Origin of the sequence: Lacimicrobium alkaliphilum (assembly GCF_002591895.1) — a bacterium.
In the GTDB taxonomy this organism is placed as follows: domain Bacteria; phylum Pseudomonadota; class Gammaproteobacteria; order Enterobacterales; family Alteromonadaceae; genus Lacimicrobium; species Lacimicrobium alkaliphilum.
The window spans coordinates 1-14,778 of sequence record NZ_NISX01000005.1 but is presented as its reverse complement, the minus strand read 5'-3'; the positions used below and the strand labels follow the sequence as shown (position 1 = coordinate 14,778).

Sequence of the window (14,778 nt, the reverse complement as noted above, 5' to 3'; positions counted from 1 at the left end):
TGACCTTTTAGGCACCTCTGAGGGAAGTCATTATGATCAATGCCAATCTGCCTCTGACAGATTTACACCGTCACCTGGATGGTAATATTCGTCCCCGCACTATCTGGGAACTGGCCCAACAGCACGGTATTAAGCTGCCTGCTGATAGCTATGAGGCCTTATTACCTCTTACCCAGGTTCAGGGCCAAACCAGTGATTTGCTGGATTTTTTGCAAAAGCTGGATTATGGCGTTTCCGTGCTGGCGAATATCGACGCCTGCTACCGGGTTGCCATGGAAAATATGGAAGACGCTCACGAATCGGGTCTGGATTATGTTGAGTTACGTTTCTCACCCTACTATATGGCGCGTACGTTCGACCTGGATATGGTGCAGGTTGTTGAAGCTGTCATTGACGGCGTGCGGGCCGGCAGCGAGAAGTTTGGCATTCAGGCCAATCTTATCGGCATTCTAAGCCGTACTTTTGGTGCCGATATTTGCCGCAAAGAACTGGACTCCCTGTTGGCGTGTAAAGACAGAATCACTGCCCTGGATCTGGCCGGTGACGAGCTGGGTTATCCGGCCGAACTGTTTCTTGAACATTTTAAACTGGCACGCGATGCCGGTTGGAAAATTACTGTACATGCCGGCGAGGCAGATGGTCCACAGAGCATCTGGAATGCCATTGAAAAGCTCGGTGCCAGTCGTATCGGTCACGGTGTCGCCGCCACTCAGGATGACAAACTGATGGAGTATATGGCGAAAAACCGGATAGCCGTTGAATCCTGCCCGACATCGAATTATCAGACTGCTACCCTGAGCGCTATTGCAGACTCGCCTATGCCATTGTTTATAGAACGGGGATTGTGTGTGACGCTCAACACTGATGATCCCGCGGTGTCCAACATCGATCTTGAAAATGAATATCGGGTGGCCAAGGAAATAATCGGCCTGAGTGACGCCCAGCTTGAGCAGGTTCAGCGTAATGGTGTCACTGCGGCGTTTATTTCTGAGCAGGACAAACAGGCACTGTATGCCCGCAAATCAGAAGCTGTCGGGTAATCCGTCGGCGTTGTTCCGGCCTTTCAAGAAGCACATTATGTCTGTTGAGCAACTGGAGTTTGTACCTTTTAATACGGCGCTTTCAGGGGATTTTTTATCCATTAATCGTCAGTGGATCGAAGACATGTTCGTCATGGAGCCTTCGGACTTTGCCATGCTGGAAGATCCGTATCGCTATATTATCGCCCCAGGCGGCTATATCTGGTTTGCCGCTCATAAGGAGCTGGGGATACTGGGCACCTGTGCGTTGCACAGACAGGCAGAAGGCGTATTTGAGCTGACAAAAATGGGTGTAAGAGGCCATAACAGAGGTCTTAAAGTTGGTGAGAAGTTATTGCGCCATGTGCTAGAGCAAAGTGAAAAGCTTTCACTTGCATGCCTTTATTTACTGACCAATAAGAAATGTGCCGCTGCCATCCACCTTTATGAGAAAAATGGATTTGTACATAGCCAGCGCATTATGCAACGCTATGGCAGTGCTTATGAGCGCTGCGATGTGGCCATGGAATATTGTCCTGACTACCATGAAAAGGTAATAAAGTGAAAACTCTGAAGTGGTTATATGTGTTAGTTTTTCTGCCCGGGGCATTGCAGGCCTCTGTCAGTTTACCCGGTACAGACCTGCTGAGCGTAGCCGATGCCGGTACCGGAGTGAGTTTTCAGGTTGCTATTCAACTGCCGCCGGATTATTACCAGCCTGGCGGCTTTAAAAAGCAATATCCGGTTATCTACCTGCTCGGTGATATTAATGATTTTGCTCTGGTGGTGGGTGCAAGCCGCAAGGCAATGCAGAAAGGAAGTATCAGGCCTGCTATTCTGGTGGGCCTGACCCGGGAGCATAACCGCCAGCCTTTCAGCGCGCCGGAAACCGCCATTCAGCGTGTTCACTATGGCGAACAGTTATTTGAATATCAGCGTTTTTTAACCCGCCAGCTTATCCCACTGATAGAGCGCCGTTATCGGGCTACCGATAAAGAAAGAACTTTTATTGGCCAGAATGGCAGTGCACTACTGGGACTCTATCTGATGGCCAATGAACCGGGATTGTTTACCAATATGCTGCTTGGCAGCCCCGCTTTTTGGTATGACGATCACAACAGTCTCAATCAGTTGATTGAAGCAGTAAATGCCAGTTCAGTGACTCAGGCGAGGATTTTTATTGGTGTGGGACAGCTGGAAACGCCCATCTATCAGGATGGAGCACAAGATCTGGTCAGCGATGCCATTAGTTTGCGCACCCGCCTGGCGGCCTGGCGTTATCCGGGCCTGGAACTGAAGCTGTTGCTGGTGCCGGATGCGGACAACACAACGGCTTTTCCTACCACTGTTATTCAGGGGATGCACTGGCTGAGTCAATAGTGAATTCGCTATTACTGTACACTTCGCGAAGAAGCCGTTAATCTGAGATTTCCTGTAGGCTGAAAAAGAGAAAAAACATGGCAACAAATACAACCACTAAAGTCATCAGTCTGGTGTTAATGATCGTTGGCATTGGTCTGGCGGTATGGGGATTCAAAGACGCGGATTCGACGGCGGGTCAGGTCACTGAAGCGGTAACCGGTTCATATACTGACGAGACCATGATGATGCTGATTGGCGGCGCCGCGAGTTTTATTGTGGGCCTGTACCTTTTTATCAAGAAATAACCTCTGACATTTAGTATTACGAAAGCTTTGACGTTAACGGCTTTTTTTACAGAAACACCGCAATGCCTGTGAAACCGGGTATTGCGGTGTTTTTTATCAAGTACCTGCACAGAATTGCAGAAATACTGTAAGGCACAGGTTTAAAAAACACGCCTGCGCCAATGTGCCAGTTCATTTGTTTGTGCTTCTAAGTCTGGTCAGCACAAGAGCTCAGATACCAGTTTACGCCATCTTCTGATGAGAGTGTGTTGCTGCCCCAGGTGGAACCGGGCATGACATCATCGCTGCCATTGGCAAAGTAGTCTGGACTGTAATAATTGCCCGTGCTGTAGGCCCGACCCGCTACTTTGTGGTAGTAATTACTGGTGGTGAATTCTTCACAGGATGCTTGTGGTGGATTGTTATCATCGCCGTTCTCACCAGACGCATCTCTGCAACTTTGTACCGGGCCGGCACAGGAATTGTCATCGTCCTGCCATTGGCACTGGTTCGCGGCAACGCTGAGTTCGTTAAGTTTAAAGCTGTCAGTGCCGTATTCCAGATAGCAATTGGCGTAATTTGTATAATCCAGGCGCCCGGCGTTGATATGCTGGTCCAGCGTTGCCATCTGGCCGGCATCAATATCGAAGCTCAGACTATCGGATATCAGCCGGTTGGTATCGTCTGATGCCGTGACAATAGCGGTATTGCTTCCACCGGGTAGATCACAAGCGGTGGCTGTGAACTCACTACCTGAGATTGTGGCGGAAACATCCCCGTTATCGAAACTGACGATCACACTTGCCAGATCCTGGTTTATATCCACAACGTTACCACTGACGGTGGCACACTGAGCATCTGTGCTGACAAACAGGTTGCTTAATACCGGAGCCTCAGGTGGCGGCTCGGGGCCGACTCTGGCTGTAGTTTGATAGGATTCACCGGCCAATCCCTCACTGTCGGTGGCGATGACGCTAAGCAGATAGAGATCATCAACAAGGGCCGGGCTGTTCAGCAAAAAATTGTTACTTGTATCCACGGAAGTACTGACAATGATCTCAACACCTGAGGTGTCGGTAAAGCTAGCTTCGACGTGTTGTACTGAGGTTTCGGTATCGATGGCTTTACCGATGACGCTGATGACATCGGCGCTGACACTGACATTAATATCTGACAGGGCAGGGCCGGTGTTGCGGTTCACTCTCTGATTATTGTCGAGGAAGTATTGGCCGAGGTAGCGGGCATAGTTGATGCCGCTGCCATTGATATAACTGCCACTGGCTCCCTGGCCACCCGACCAGGCGTGATCGACATTATCAAACCAGAGCATGGAAACCCGGTTATTCTGCCACAGTGTTTCATCTGCGGTGCGACCAGCACCTTCGCTAATCTGATTTGTACCTGGTAGTTGACTGACGCCATATAGCGCCGCCATTCCTTGTGCGTTTTGTTCGTTATAACACTGATTGACTGTGGCATCGTCGCGACCAAAGGCCAGTGAGGCTATTTGCGAGTCAAAAAATCCGCCATAGCTTACGCCATACTGGCTGCATCTTGCCTGCACGTCGGCTGTTTCACAGGGACCAAGTGCACCATTGGAACTTGTTCCGATGCTGGGGCCGGCACTGACGCCCATACCGGCAAATACATCCGGAGCCAGGCAGGCGGTGGTATTGGCAAAGCTGGCACCGGATGAAAGCCCGGCAATATAGACCTGATTAGAATCGATACCGCGGTTAGTGTCACCAGATAAGGTGTTGGCCAGCGTTATCAGATTCTTATAGTCACCCGCGGTTCGCGACTTAGTACCCTGCCAATATGACCAACAACCGAATCCTGCTTTATTCATAGCATCGGGGACGGCAATTACTAAACCAAATTCTTCAGCGGCAACCGCTAAATTGGCCGACAGGTAGGCATCAATACTCTGAGTACAGCCATGTAACACGATTAACAGGCCTTTTCCTGTGCCGATGGCTGAGGTGGAATCCGGGGTGTAAATATGGACTTTGCTAAATCCTCCGATGCTGACGTTATTCTGCCAGCTTCCCGCCTGGGCAAAAAAGCTTGCGCTAAGGGCTACCAGAGCGAGAAAAGGCAACTGTATACAGTGCCGGGTTCGTTTAATCATTGTTTTCTCCGTATTATTAATTATTGTCGGATGAAGCCAGCACCCCGACGAAGAGCGAATGACTGGCTTTGTGGTTAGTGCGACAGTTAAATTACAAGGCGCTGAATCAGTCATTAGCTCTGTGTTTGAGTACTTATCTCCCAATGCAGCTCCTGAAACTAACAATTCCCTGATTACGGAAGATCACTTCATTTAAAACGCTCATCAAACTGAGACTTATTGCCCTGATTCAGGGAGAGTCTGATTCGGATGAGTCTCCCTACAATAGGACGGAAGGTTAAAAAACGACCTACTACTTTAGTGCTGTGGTATACAGGAGTGGAAATGGATAGCTGTAGCTCAGTGGCTACAGGGCCTGGATTAGACCGGTTTTGTAGCCATCAGCAAGATATGTCAGCAGGTTGTGAGAGGGACAAGCCCCGGGGAGACGATGGCCGCTGTCACTGAGTATTCTGCCGTGTACGCAATTTACTGCGGCCTAATAAATTAGAGGCAGCAGGATGATTAGCATCAGCACAATATAAGGAAAGGCCACTGTGGGGCGCAGGGATGCGCGCAGATATTGCCCTACCAGCGTCACTAATCCGGGGCGATTTTGTTGCCAGTTGTTATACACGGGGAACAAGGTAGTCTCGGCCTGGGTGTTTTCCAATGCCATCAAACTGACCTCCAGTCTGGCCTGAAATGTTTTCCAGATCCCTTCCAGCAGCCATAACACGGCCAGTATCAGTAATACGGGCCAGCAATCCATTGCACTGAATAAACCGGTAAGGGCGGTCATCACGCCTGCGAGCTTGATCACCAGTGCGAGGTATTCATAGTGCTCGTACTGGCGGTGCAGGGTGATCCATTGTGCATGACGTATTTTTTCCATAGCGACTTCCTTTTAAGTGTGACTTATCTGCACAGAGCAGGTTTTTCCGAACTGTTGAAATGGGGTAGTATAACCGCCTGATTCTAATACAGGTAAGTCCCAAAATGGCACCTTCTCTTCAGGAACAATTACTTAAGGCCGGCCTGGCGGATAAGCAGAAAGCGCAGAAGATCAAAACGGAAAAGCGCAAAAAGGCTAAACAACAGAAAAAACACAAACTGGAACAAACCGATGAAGCCAGGATAGCAGCAGAAAAAGCACTGGAAGCCAAAAAGATCAAAGATCGTGAATTGAACGAGCAGGCCCGGCTGGAAGCGGAGAAAAAGGCCATAGCAGCGCAGATCAGGCAGCTGATTGAGGTGAATCGTCAGCCTAAAGGAAATGGGGATATTGCCTGCAATTTCACTGACGGCGCCAAGGTAAAACATATCTATGTAGACAAGACCACCCATAAACATATCAGTCAGGGCAAGCTGGCCATCGTCAAATTTGCCGACAGCTATGAAGTGGTACCCATGCCGGTAGCCGAGAAAATTGCTGAGCGAGATGCCGATCTGCTGTTGTTCAGAGCCGATAAGGTGGACAACAGCAATGATGAACAGGCCGATGACTGGTATGCCGAGTATGAAATTCCAGACGATTTGATGTGGTAACCGCTGATGACACCAGCAATCACACTGCTTGAACGAAAACAGGTACCGTTTTGTCTGCATGAGTATACTCATGAACCTGACGCCGAATCCTTTGGTGGTGAGGCTGCCGAGAAGCTAGGGGTAGATGCATCATATATCTTTAAAACACTGGTGTTGCAGCTTGATTGTGGCGAACTGCTGGTGGCGATGGTGCCTGTGCTGGAAAAGCTAAATCTGAAACAGGCTGCCAAAGCGGCGGGCGGGAAAAAAGCAAAGCTGGCAGAGGCGCAACAGGTGGTACGCAGTACTGGTTATCTGCTCGGTGGAGTCAGCCCATTGGCGCAGAAAAAAGCACTGCCTGCCCTGTTAGATGAAAGCGCACGACATATTGATAGCATTTATGTGAGCGGGGGGAAGCGCGGACTGGAGATAGAATTGGCCCCTGAAGCGCTGTGTAAATTGACAGGCGCAGTTTATGCGCCTTTGTGTCAGACAACAGCAGGGGTTAACCAGTGAGCTCCCCGCGCAGATTGGTAATCAGTTTTTCCCTGACCTGATCGATACTCAGATTCTGGCTGAGTAAGTAGTGCAGTTTGGCCAGCGCCGCTTCAAGGGTCATATCACCACCTGACACCACACCCACTTCGGCTAAGGCATTCCCTGTAGCATAACCGGCCATATTCACCTTGCCGCGCAGACACTGCGTGCAATTCAGGACAATAATATTCTGCTCGCGGGCGGCTCGAAGCTGTTCCAGTAAGGCCGGATTCTGGGGGGCATTGCCGACGCCGTAACTCAGTAATATCAGCGCATTTACCGGCTGTTGTATTGTATTTCGTATCACTTGGGCGCTAATTCCGGGATATAGGGTTACCACACCGATAGGCTGAGCCTTGACTGGGCTGACCTGTAGCTCCCGCGCTTCGATAGGCTGAACTTTACCCTCAACCACCTCAATATTGATGCCGGCCTCCAGTAACGGGCCAAAGTTAGGCGAACCAAAGGCATTAAAACCATCAGCATGGATTTTACGACTGCGATTGCCACGTAAGAGCTGATTGTTGAAGAACAGACAAACTTCGTGAATAGGGTAGTTGGCCGCCAGAAACAAGGAGTTGAGCAGGTTTACCTGACCATCACTACGCAGTTCTGCCAGTGGTATCTGAGATCCTGTTACAATTACCGGCTTACTGAGGTTCTCCAGCATAAATGACAATGCTGAGGCGGTATAGGCCATGGTATCGGTGCCATGAAGAATAATAAAACCGTCATAATCCTGGTAATTTGCCTTGATATCATCGGCGATATGCTGCCAGTCAGAGGGCGACATATCCGACGAGTCCATTAGCTCATCATATTCATGAATGGTAAAGTTGGGCATTTCCTGGCGATGAAACTCCGGCATTTTTGCCAGGGTCTGGGATAAAAAACCGGGTACACAAACATAGCCTTTGCTGGAAGGCCGCATGCCGATGGTGCCGCCGGTATAGGCTACGTAAATGTTCTTCTTCATAAATTACACGCCGGAACAGGAATTTGGCCATATTCTACTGGCTATGGGCATTCTCAACCAGTGCTGAGAACAACCTTTGATGACACGGCGGATTGTCGATACCAGATCGGCAGTAGTAACGATGAACAATACAAATCAGCAGTAATATCTCCAAACGCCCTGCATATCGGTATAAATTTGTGGTATGTATCCCCTGAATGCCTTAGTGCTGAACGTAGAAGACAGGCAACCGTACCCAAGTGTTTCTTTGCGGTTACTAGATGAGGTAGAATGCCGGATGGTAAAAAAAGTTAAGCTGATTGTTTTTGACTGCCGCTGTGGTGGTAAGGCTGAAGGCCCTGTTGAAGTGCCAGGGTGCAATAACCGATGGCGAATATCCTGCGTTGTGGAAGTCTGTGAGGCAATGAATGCCGGGCAGGGCAAAGAGGACGTCATAAAAGGCTGGAATCGACTTAGTAGTAGCTTTTATCGTTGATTACATTTTGTTGCAAGTAGAGGAGTTTGTTTTATTGCAACATAGTGAACCTAAAGAGAATTTGTGGTCAGGGAACACTATAAAGCTCGAAAAGAACAATAGCCGGAGCTAACCCTTGATAAAAATATTACTGGTGGATGATCACGATTTGGTGCGAACCGGCATCAGATTGATCCTCAAAGCAGAAACCTCCTTCAAAGTGATCGGCGAAGCCAACAGCGGTGAGGAAGCTGTTAAGTTTTGCCGTAGTCAGGAACCCGATGTGGTGTTGATGGACATGAATATGCCAGGCATGGGGGGGCTTGAAGCCACTAAAAAAATCTTACGATATAGTCCGGATGTAAAAGTCATTGTGCTGTCAATGTATAAGGAAAACCCCATTCCCAGTAAGGTCATGCAATCAGGCGCCTGGGGATTTATCACCAAGGACGCAGAATCTGAAGAAATGAACCGGGCTATTTTTCAGGTTTGTGCCGGGCAAAAATATATAGCCCCGGAAATTGCTCAGCAGATAGCACTGGGAAGGCTTGACTCTAATGACGATGATCCCTTTAAGCACCTGTCCGATCGTGAACTGCAAATTATGATTATGCTCACCAAGGGCATTAAAGTGCCGGATATTGCCACCAAGCTTAGTATCACACCCAAGACGGTGAATACCTATCGCTACCGTATGTTTGAAAAACTCGGTGTTACCGGCGATGTGGAATTGACCCACCTGGCCTTGCGTCATAAGCTGATAAGCCACGAGCAATCATAAGCCATATCTGTAAACAGCTTTGCGACATCTAATCAGACCCGACTCATTATGACAGACAGCGTCAGCTTCGATCATCAGGCCTTTATTAAAAACCTGACCCCGCAACCCGGGGTGTATCGCATGTACAACCTCAGGGATGAGGTGATTTACGTGGGTAAAGCGCGGAATCTTAAAAAGCGTGTGGCCAGTTATTTTCGCGCCAATCTCGACAGTGTAAAGACCCAGTCACTGGTGCGCCAGATTGCTGATATGGACGTAACGGTAACCCATACCGAGACCGAGGCCTTTATTCTTGAAAACAATTACATCAAGAAGTACAAGCCTCGTTATAACGTGCTGCTACGAGATGATAAGTCCTATCCCTTTATACTGCTCACTGACCACGAGCATCCTCGCCTGACAGTACATCGTGGGCCACGCAAGAAAAAAGGTGAGTATTTTGGTCCGTATCCCAGCGCCACGGCGGTACGCGAAAGCCTGCGCACCATGCAGAAATTGTTTCCCATTCGCCAGTGTGAAGACAGTTATTATAAGGCCCGCACCCGGCCATGTTTGCAATACCAGTTGAAGCGTTGTGCAGGCCCCTGTGTTGAGGGATTAGTCAGCGAAGAAGAATACACTCAGCAGGTGCAACTGGCGCGGATGTTTCTTAAGGGCCGCAATGCCGAGGTGATAGACACTCTGGTTAAAAAAATGGAGCGCGCCAGCGAAGACCTTCATTTTGAAGCGGCGGCCCGTTACCGGGATCAGATTAGCGCACTACGTAAGGTGCAGGAGCAACAATGGGTAAGTGGCGATCAGCCCGAAATGGATGTATTTGGCTTTGCCTATAAAAACGGTATTGCCAGCGTGCAGGGCTTCTTTATCCGCGACAATAAACTGCTCGGCAGCAAGAGTTTTTTCCCGAAAGTGCCAGGGGATGCGGAGCCAGAGGAAGTGTTTCAGTCTTTTATGTTGCAGTTTTATCTTTCCGGTAACAAATCTATACCCCGGCAGATCGTATTACCACTGGTGTTGCAGGAACCTGAAGCCATTGCTGAAGTGCTGAGTAAACAAGCTGGCCACAATGTTAAGTTTTTTCAGGGTGTGCGTGACGAGAAACGCCGCTATCTGGACCTGGCCAATACCAACGCGATGAATTCACTGGAGACTCAGCAGAATAATCAGAAGTCGGTGTTTGCCCGTTTCCTGGAACTGGAGCAGGTACTGGAGCTGGATAATCCGATTCAGCGCATGGAATGTTTTGATATCAGCCATACGTCGGGCCAGCAAACCGTGGCCTCTTGTGTGGTATTCAACCGTGAAGGACCGTTTAAGACCGACTACCGACGCTATAACATTGAGGGTATTACACCCGGCGATGATTATGCGGCCATGGGGCAGGCACTGACTCGGCGTTACCGCAATATCAAAGATCCGGCGAAAATCCCCGACATACTGTTTATCGACGGTGGTAAGGGCCAGCTGGCCCAGGCCGAAAGCTGTTTTGAAAACTGGACACACGAGAAAATGCCGATGCTGATTGGCGTGGCCAAAGGGATCAGTCGTAAACCCGGACTGGAGACGCTGATACTGGCCGGAAGCCATGCCACTATTCCGCTCAATGCCGATTCATCTGCATTACACCTGATTCAGCATATTCGTGATGAAGCACACCGCTTTGCCATTGCCGGCCATCGCAACCGTCGTCAGAAAGTGAAAACGCAGTCGCGACTTGAGAGTATTCCCGGAGTAGGGGCGAAGAGACGTCAGAGTATGCTCAAATATCTCGGCGGTATGCAGGAAGTACTCAAAGCCAGCACTTCCGAACTGGCAAAAGTGCCGGGTATTAGCGCAGAGCTGGCAGAGGATATCTATCAGCATCTTCATCATTAAATTAGTCAGGTCAAGCTGGTCGGATTAGGTTAATATTGGCCCCAGAAAAGAGCATTAAGAGTCAGAGACAGATATTCAGTATGTGGACCATTCCCAATATTCTTACTACCCTGCGGGTTTTTCTGATCCCTATATTTGTTATCGTGTATTTTCTCGATTGGCAATGGGCTCATCAGACTGCGGCATTGCTGTTCTGGCTGGCCGCGATCACCGACTGGTTTGACGGTTACCTGGCCCGCAGATTAGGGCAGACCACTGCGTTCGGTGCGTTTTTCGACCCGGTGGCCGACAAGCTGATTGTGTGCGCCGCGCTGCTGATGATTATCCATCATTACGACACGGTCTGGATTACCGTTTCGGCGATCTTGCTGATGTCGAGGGAGATCTTTGTTTCTGCGCTAAGAGAATGGATGGCTGAATCGGGAAAAAGCGCCGAGGTACGGGTGTCTTTTATCGGCAAGGCCAAAACCATGGCGCAGATGCTGGCGCTGATTGGTCTGTTATCTGAACTGGAAGTGTTTATGGGCATACCGATTTACTGGGTGACGCTGGGCAAGATATTGCTGGCGATTGCCACTGTGCTCTCGGTCTGGTCAATGCTGCTCTATCTGAAAGCCGCATGGAAGCATCTGGTGGCAGAATAGTCATTGATGACGATAAGACTTGTGTGAAAACAGCGCACTTGAGTCAAAAAACCAGCACTCGGCATGAAAAAGCCACTTTTGTGGTTGACAGACAAGGCGTTGAAGGTAGAATTCAGCGTCACGTTTTACCGCTGGCAATTTATCGGCGGTGGCAAAATACAGGACGTATTTTGTAATAGCTCAGCACAGCTATGCTGCTGAATCCCGGTAACGGGTATTAGTAGTGCAAAGGACTGATTTTAAAAAGTTAAAACAGAATTATGCGGGAATAGCTCAGCTGGTAGAGCACAACCTTGCCAAGGTTGGGGTCGCGAGTTCGAATCTCGTTTCCCGCTCCAATTCTTACACAGGCGGAATGGCAGAATGGCTATGCAGCGGATTGCAAATCCGTGGATCTCGGTTCGACTCCGGGTTCCGCCTCCATATTTATATCTTCGTTATACAAGCAAGTATCCCCCGATGCCCGGGTGGTGAAATTGGTAGACACAAGGGATTTAAAATCCCTCGATCGTAAGGTCGTGCCGGTTCAAGTCCGGCCCCGGGCACCATTCTATAGATTTGTATCTCCCTGTAATTCAAGACCTTTCTATCATTTTTATATCCAGGATAGCCGGCCTTAAACCGACGCTTCGCGTATGGTTCAGGTGCTCGCCACATCCATGTGGCTCACCCGCTTTGCGGGCCAGCTAAAGCTGTCAAATATTGCTCCCGGCAATATTTTCCGGCTCCGGGCACCACATCTGATTTATTTACCTCACCATTTATACAAACGCACAAGCGCCATCCGGTATCGTCGTAGGACGCTTTTGGCCTTAAAATACTATTTGTTTAAGAGAGTTATGTAACGGGCAGGTCATAAGAACTCTTGTAATGCTTCTTCGCATAGACGTATGATACATATGTAGAAATTGTGCTTTGTAGTAGTTTAATCGCGCATTATCTACCTAAATGTGGATGATGGGACACCCAGAAAAATAATAAATGCTGTAAAAGGATTGGCGATTGCATCGGTTTTGTTTCATTGCGTTTTCCCTGCTGTTGCTTTTGCTTGTTGTACCAAGTTCACCAGCTTCTAGCCATACGCTTAAGATCACAGTGGTTGATGTCGGGTCAGGAAGCTGTTCTATAGCTCAGTTACCTGGCGATGAAGGCATAGTTATTTTCGATGCTGGTTATTGGCGCGGCAAACGTTGTATTCAAGCACTAGACGCACTTATCGGTAACAAAAAGATTGCTTTAATAGTGTTATCGCATAGTGATGCTGATCATATCGGTGACGCCGCCTCGATCCTGGCTAATTATAAGGTTGAGACCATACTTCGAACAGGAGTCAAGCGCAACTCAAAGACCTGGAGGGATTTTGACCAGGCAGTTCGTAAGGCTGAGCGCACGGGAACCAAGGTATATGATGCCTCCCAGAGCAGTTTACCCGGGCTTGAGTTTAGTTTTGGTGAGGCCAGTATTACGATTATTTACGGTAAACAGCGTTGGGATGGAGAGCACTTATCAAGCTCTGAGGCACGAAATGCGGTCAGTATAGTAGCTAAATTAGAGTATGCAGGCCGCGCTGTTCTTTTTCCAGGCGATGCGGTTGGGAGAAAACCGGGCGCAGCCAATGATAGTTGCTCATATTCGGAAAAGGAAATGGTGTTAAACAACGCTGTATTGTCTCTGGACGCTGATATTCTCTTAGCTCCCCATCATGGCTCAGATTCATCCAGCAGTTCTTGTTTTATAAAAGCCGTGTCTCCTGAATATGTGATTTTCCAATCAGGGCACAGGTATGGTCATCCATCCCTCTCTGCCAAGAAGCGATATACCCAGCATGGTGTCCCTATCAGTCATATTTTCAGAACTGACTTTAAAGATGCTGAAGATAGCCCATATGACTGGGAAGACAGCCGATATGAGGCCTGCAAGGACTTGCCTGGGGATGATGATATAGGGATAACAATAACAAACAAAGGTGAACCTCTGGTGGAATACAGAACTCCTGAAAGAGATAACTGTTCTTTATAGAGGTTCTTACTTCAAGGAATTTATTGATGAAAATTTTTGATGTCTTTAAGTCAGAAGCTATCTTAAGTGAAACTGACGCGAATCGAATAATTACAACAACTCTACAGAACCAAAATAGTGAAATGTATGACGGTGTAATAGAAAGAAAAGGACGCGATAAAGTTCTGAATAGTGAACGCGAGAGTAGACAAGTCCTTTTGAATCGCGCTGCTGCTCACAAAGAACTGGTAAAGAGCGGGAAGATAGAGTCCAGTATTGCCAAAATAAAACAGGTAAAACAAAGAGCCTTGCCTGAGGCAAAAGAATATATCGACGCTATCTCAAGAGAAGTAAAGGAAGGTCTTCGAGCAAAGAATGAGAAAGAAGCTAGCTTAAGTAAGTTCCGTGAAGATAACAAATTGACCCACGCAGCATCATATAGCGATAACCCAGGAAAAGTTTGGGGTCACGTTATCCTGGCAATGATAGCCGAAGGGCTCATCAATTCGTTTTTTCTTTCCAAAGCCAGTGAATTCGGATTGGCCGGCGGTTTTGCACTCGCCTTTGCAATATCCTTTGTGAATTTGGCTATGGCGTTATGCTTCGTAATAGGGCTTCAAAATTTTCGTCATGTTAAGACTGGAAGAAGTCTTGCTGGTGCTGTAGGGATGGCCGTTTCGGGCCTCATAATGTTAGGCATCGCTCTCTTAGTCGGTCATTATCGATCGGCCTTGGACGACAACATTGAATCCGCCAGCACACTCGCAGTGGACAGTTGGTTGATTGAGCCATTTGGGATTGGGACTTTTGAGAGCTGGTTGCTTACTGCAGTTACGATCGGCATTTTTATTTTCTTTGTAGTCAAGCTTATTTTGAAAGATGAGCTGTATCCAGCTTATGGAAAAATTACGAGGGAAACTATTGAAGCTAGAAAAAAATTTACATCACTTAAGTCAAAAGCAATGAGGAAGGTCTCTCAGATAAAGGAAGAAGTTAACCAACAGTTTGAAGCAGTTCATGAAGAGCTAAATATTTTGGCTAAGACATTGGAGGAAGACTTCGAGGCTATGGAGTCGCTAGAACAAGATTACCAAAGCTATTTATTGTTACAGAAATCAGAATTCGAAACTTTCTGTGAAGAGTGTCGACAGCGTTTTTCTCATGAGTGTACTCAAATACTTGATAAGAAAGCAGACCTATCTAAGCCCACA

The 14,778-nt window shown here is 48.2% G+C and carries 16 protein-coding genes and 3 tRNA genes; 16 read left to right on the top strand and 3 right to left on the bottom strand.

The window, feature by feature from the left end; all coding sequences use genetic code 11:
- Positions 1–32: 32 nt before the first annotated feature.
- The 4 genes from add (at position 33) to CDA54_RS06030 (ending at position 2,686) form a co-directional block, all read left to right on the top strand.
- Positions 33–1,040 (top strand): adenosine deaminase, encoded by a 1,008-nt coding sequence (add, locus tag CDA54_RS06045; protein ID WP_099034115.1) that lies wholly within the window; start codon positions 33–35, stop codon positions 1,038–1,040.
- On the top strand, positions 1,012–1,584 hold the full coding sequence (locus CDA54_RS06040) for a GNAT family N-acetyltransferase (RefSeq protein WP_229748107.1): 573 nt from the start codon (positions 1,012–1,014) through the stop codon (positions 1,582–1,584). The genes add and CDA54_RS06040 overlap by 29 nt, the downstream gene beginning before the upstream one ends.
- Entirely contained in the window at positions 1,581–2,399 is an 819-nt protein-coding gene (locus CDA54_RS06035) for an alpha/beta hydrolase (RefSeq protein WP_099034114.1), read from the top strand. Before CDA54_RS06040 ends, CDA54_RS06035 begins: the two co-directional genes overlap by 4 nt.
- Positions 2,400–2,476: 77 nt before the next feature.
- Entirely contained in the window at positions 2,477–2,686 is a 210-nt protein-coding gene (locus CDA54_RS06030) for a DUF3185 family protein (RefSeq protein WP_099034113.1), read from the top strand.
- A gap of 187 nt (positions 2,687–2,873) precedes the next feature.
- On the opposite strand, the gene CDA54_RS06025 is transcribed toward CDA54_RS06030, so the two are convergent.
- Together CDA54_RS06025 and CDA54_RS06020 are read right to left on the bottom strand one after the other, a co-directional pair.
- A complete protein-coding gene (locus CDA54_RS06025; RefSeq protein ID WP_099034112.1) occupies positions 2,874–4,796 on the bottom strand; it encodes an extracellular catalytic domain type 1 short-chain-length polyhydroxyalkanoate depolymerase in 1,923 nt (640 codons plus the stop codon).
- A 478-nt stretch (positions 4,797–5,274) separates the two neighbouring features.
- Positions 5,275–5,670: a hypothetical protein gene (locus CDA54_RS06020; RefSeq protein WP_099034111.1), complete on the bottom strand. Its 396-nt coding sequence runs from the start codon at positions 5,668–5,670 to the stop codon at positions 5,275–5,277.
- 104 nt (positions 5,671–5,774) lie between these two features.
- Between CDA54_RS06020 and CDA54_RS06015 the strand changes: the two genes are divergently transcribed.
- Both CDA54_RS06015 and ybaK read left to right on the top strand, forming a co-directional pair.
- Positions 5,775–6,323: a DUF2058 domain-containing protein gene (locus CDA54_RS06015; protein WP_099034110.1), complete on the top strand. Its 549-nt coding sequence runs from the start codon at positions 5,775–5,777 to the stop codon at positions 6,321–6,323.
- A 6-nt stretch (positions 6,324–6,329) separates the two neighbouring features.
- Positions 6,330–6,818, top strand: coding sequence for a Cys-tRNA(Pro) deacylase (gene ybaK, locus CDA54_RS06010; protein WP_099034109.1), 489 nt, complete (start codon positions 6,330–6,332; stop codon positions 6,816–6,818).
- Here ybaK and ansA read toward each other — a convergent pair.
- Positions 6,808–7,815: an asparaginase gene (gene ansA, locus CDA54_RS06005; RefSeq protein ID WP_099034108.1), complete on the bottom strand. Its 1,008-nt coding sequence runs from the start codon at positions 7,813–7,815 to the stop codon at positions 6,808–6,810. The genes ybaK and ansA overlap by 11 nt on opposite strands.
- 277 nt (positions 7,816–8,092) lie before the next feature.
- On the opposite strand from ansA, the gene CDA54_RS06000 reads away from it, so the two are divergent.
- The 10 genes from CDA54_RS06000 to CDA54_RS05960 form a co-directional block, all read left to right on the top strand.
- Positions 8,093–8,290 (top strand): hypothetical protein, encoded by a 198-nt coding sequence (locus CDA54_RS06000; protein ID WP_099034107.1) that lies wholly within the window; start codon positions 8,093–8,095, stop codon positions 8,288–8,290.
- A 115-nt stretch (positions 8,291–8,405) separates the two neighbouring features.
- Positions 8,406–9,050 (top strand): UvrY/SirA/GacA family response regulator transcription factor, encoded by a 645-nt coding sequence (gene uvrY / locus CDA54_RS05995; RefSeq protein ID WP_099034106.1) that lies wholly within the window; start codon positions 8,406–8,408, stop codon positions 9,048–9,050.
- A 48-nt stretch (positions 9,051–9,098) separates the two neighbouring features.
- Complete coding sequence (gene uvrC, locus CDA54_RS05990; protein WP_099034105.1) at positions 9,099–10,925, top strand: excinuclease ABC subunit UvrC; 1,827 nt, start codon at positions 9,099–9,101, stop codon at positions 10,923–10,925.
- 80 nt (positions 10,926–11,005) lie between these two features.
- Positions 11,006–11,569 carry a CDP-diacylglycerol--glycerol-3-phosphate 3-phosphatidyltransferase gene (gene pgsA, locus CDA54_RS05985; protein ID WP_099034104.1) on the top strand — a complete coding sequence of 188 codons (564 nt, stop codon included), beginning with the start codon at positions 11,006–11,008 and terminating at the stop codon, positions 11,567–11,569.
- 63 nt (positions 11,570–11,632) lie between these two features.
- Complete coding sequence (locus CDA54_RS19560; RefSeq protein WP_180237124.1) at positions 11,633–11,770, top strand: hypothetical protein; 138 nt, start codon at positions 11,633–11,635, stop codon at positions 11,768–11,770.
- A 61-nt stretch (positions 11,771–11,831) separates the two neighbouring features.
- Positions 11,832–11,907 (top strand) — tRNA-Gly (locus CDA54_RS05980).
- 11 nt (positions 11,908–11,918) lie between these two features.
- Positions 11,919–11,992 (top strand) — tRNA-Cys (locus CDA54_RS05975).
- Positions 11,993–12,030: 38 nt separating this feature from the next.
- A tRNA-Leu gene (locus tag CDA54_RS05970) sits at positions 12,031–12,117 on the top strand.
- A 454-nt stretch (positions 12,118–12,571) separates the two neighbouring features.
- Positions 12,572–13,588: a ComEC/Rec2 family competence protein gene (locus CDA54_RS05965; protein WP_099034103.1), complete on the top strand. Its 1,017-nt coding sequence runs from the start codon at positions 12,572–12,574 to the stop codon at positions 13,586–13,588.
- 26 nt (positions 13,589–13,614) lie between these two features.
- Positions 13,615–14,778 (top strand): ABC-2 transporter permease (locus CDA54_RS05960; protein ID WP_143452266.1); only part of this gene is annotated, 1,164 nt, incomplete at its 3' end.

Coding starts and splice junctions, on each gene's coding strand:
- add (WP_099034115.1), top strand. CDS start 33: ATGATCAATGCCAATCTGCCTCTGACAGATTTACACCGTCACCTGGAT.
- CDA54_RS06040 (WP_229748107.1), top strand. CDS start 1,012: ATGCCCGCAAATCAGAAGCTGTCGGGTAATCCGTCGGCGTTGTTCCGG.
- CDA54_RS06030 (WP_099034113.1), top strand. CDS start 2,477: ATGGCAACAAATACAACCACTAAAGTCATCAGTCTGGTGTTAATGATC.
- CDA54_RS06025 (WP_099034112.1), bottom strand. CDS start 4,796: ATGATTAAACGAACCCGGCACTGTATACAGTTGCCTTTTCTCGCTCTG.
- CDA54_RS06020 (WP_099034111.1), bottom strand. CDS start 5,670: ATGGAAAAAATACGTCATGCACAATGGATCACCCTGCACCGCCAGTAC.
- CDA54_RS06015 (WP_099034110.1), top strand. CDS start 5,775: ATGGCACCTTCTCTTCAGGAACAATTACTTAAGGCCGGCCTGGCGGAT.
- ybaK (WP_099034109.1), top strand. CDS start 6,330: ATGACACCAGCAATCACACTGCTTGAACGAAAACAGGTACCGTTTTGT.
- ansA (WP_099034108.1), bottom strand. CDS start 7,815: ATGAAGAAGAACATTTACGTAGCCTATACCGGCGGCACCATCGGCATG.
- CDA54_RS06000 (WP_099034107.1), top strand. CDS start 8,093: ATGGTAAAAAAAGTTAAGCTGATTGTTTTTGACTGCCGCTGTGGTGGT.
- uvrC (WP_099034105.1), top strand. CDS start 9,099: ATGACAGACAGCGTCAGCTTCGATCATCAGGCCTTTATTAAAAACCTG.
- pgsA (WP_099034104.1), top strand. CDS start 11,006: ATGTGGACCATTCCCAATATTCTTACTACCCTGCGGGTTTTTCTGATC.
- CDA54_RS19560 (WP_180237124.1), top strand. CDS start 11,633: ATGAAAAAGCCACTTTTGTGGTTGACAGACAAGGCGTTGAAGGTAGAA.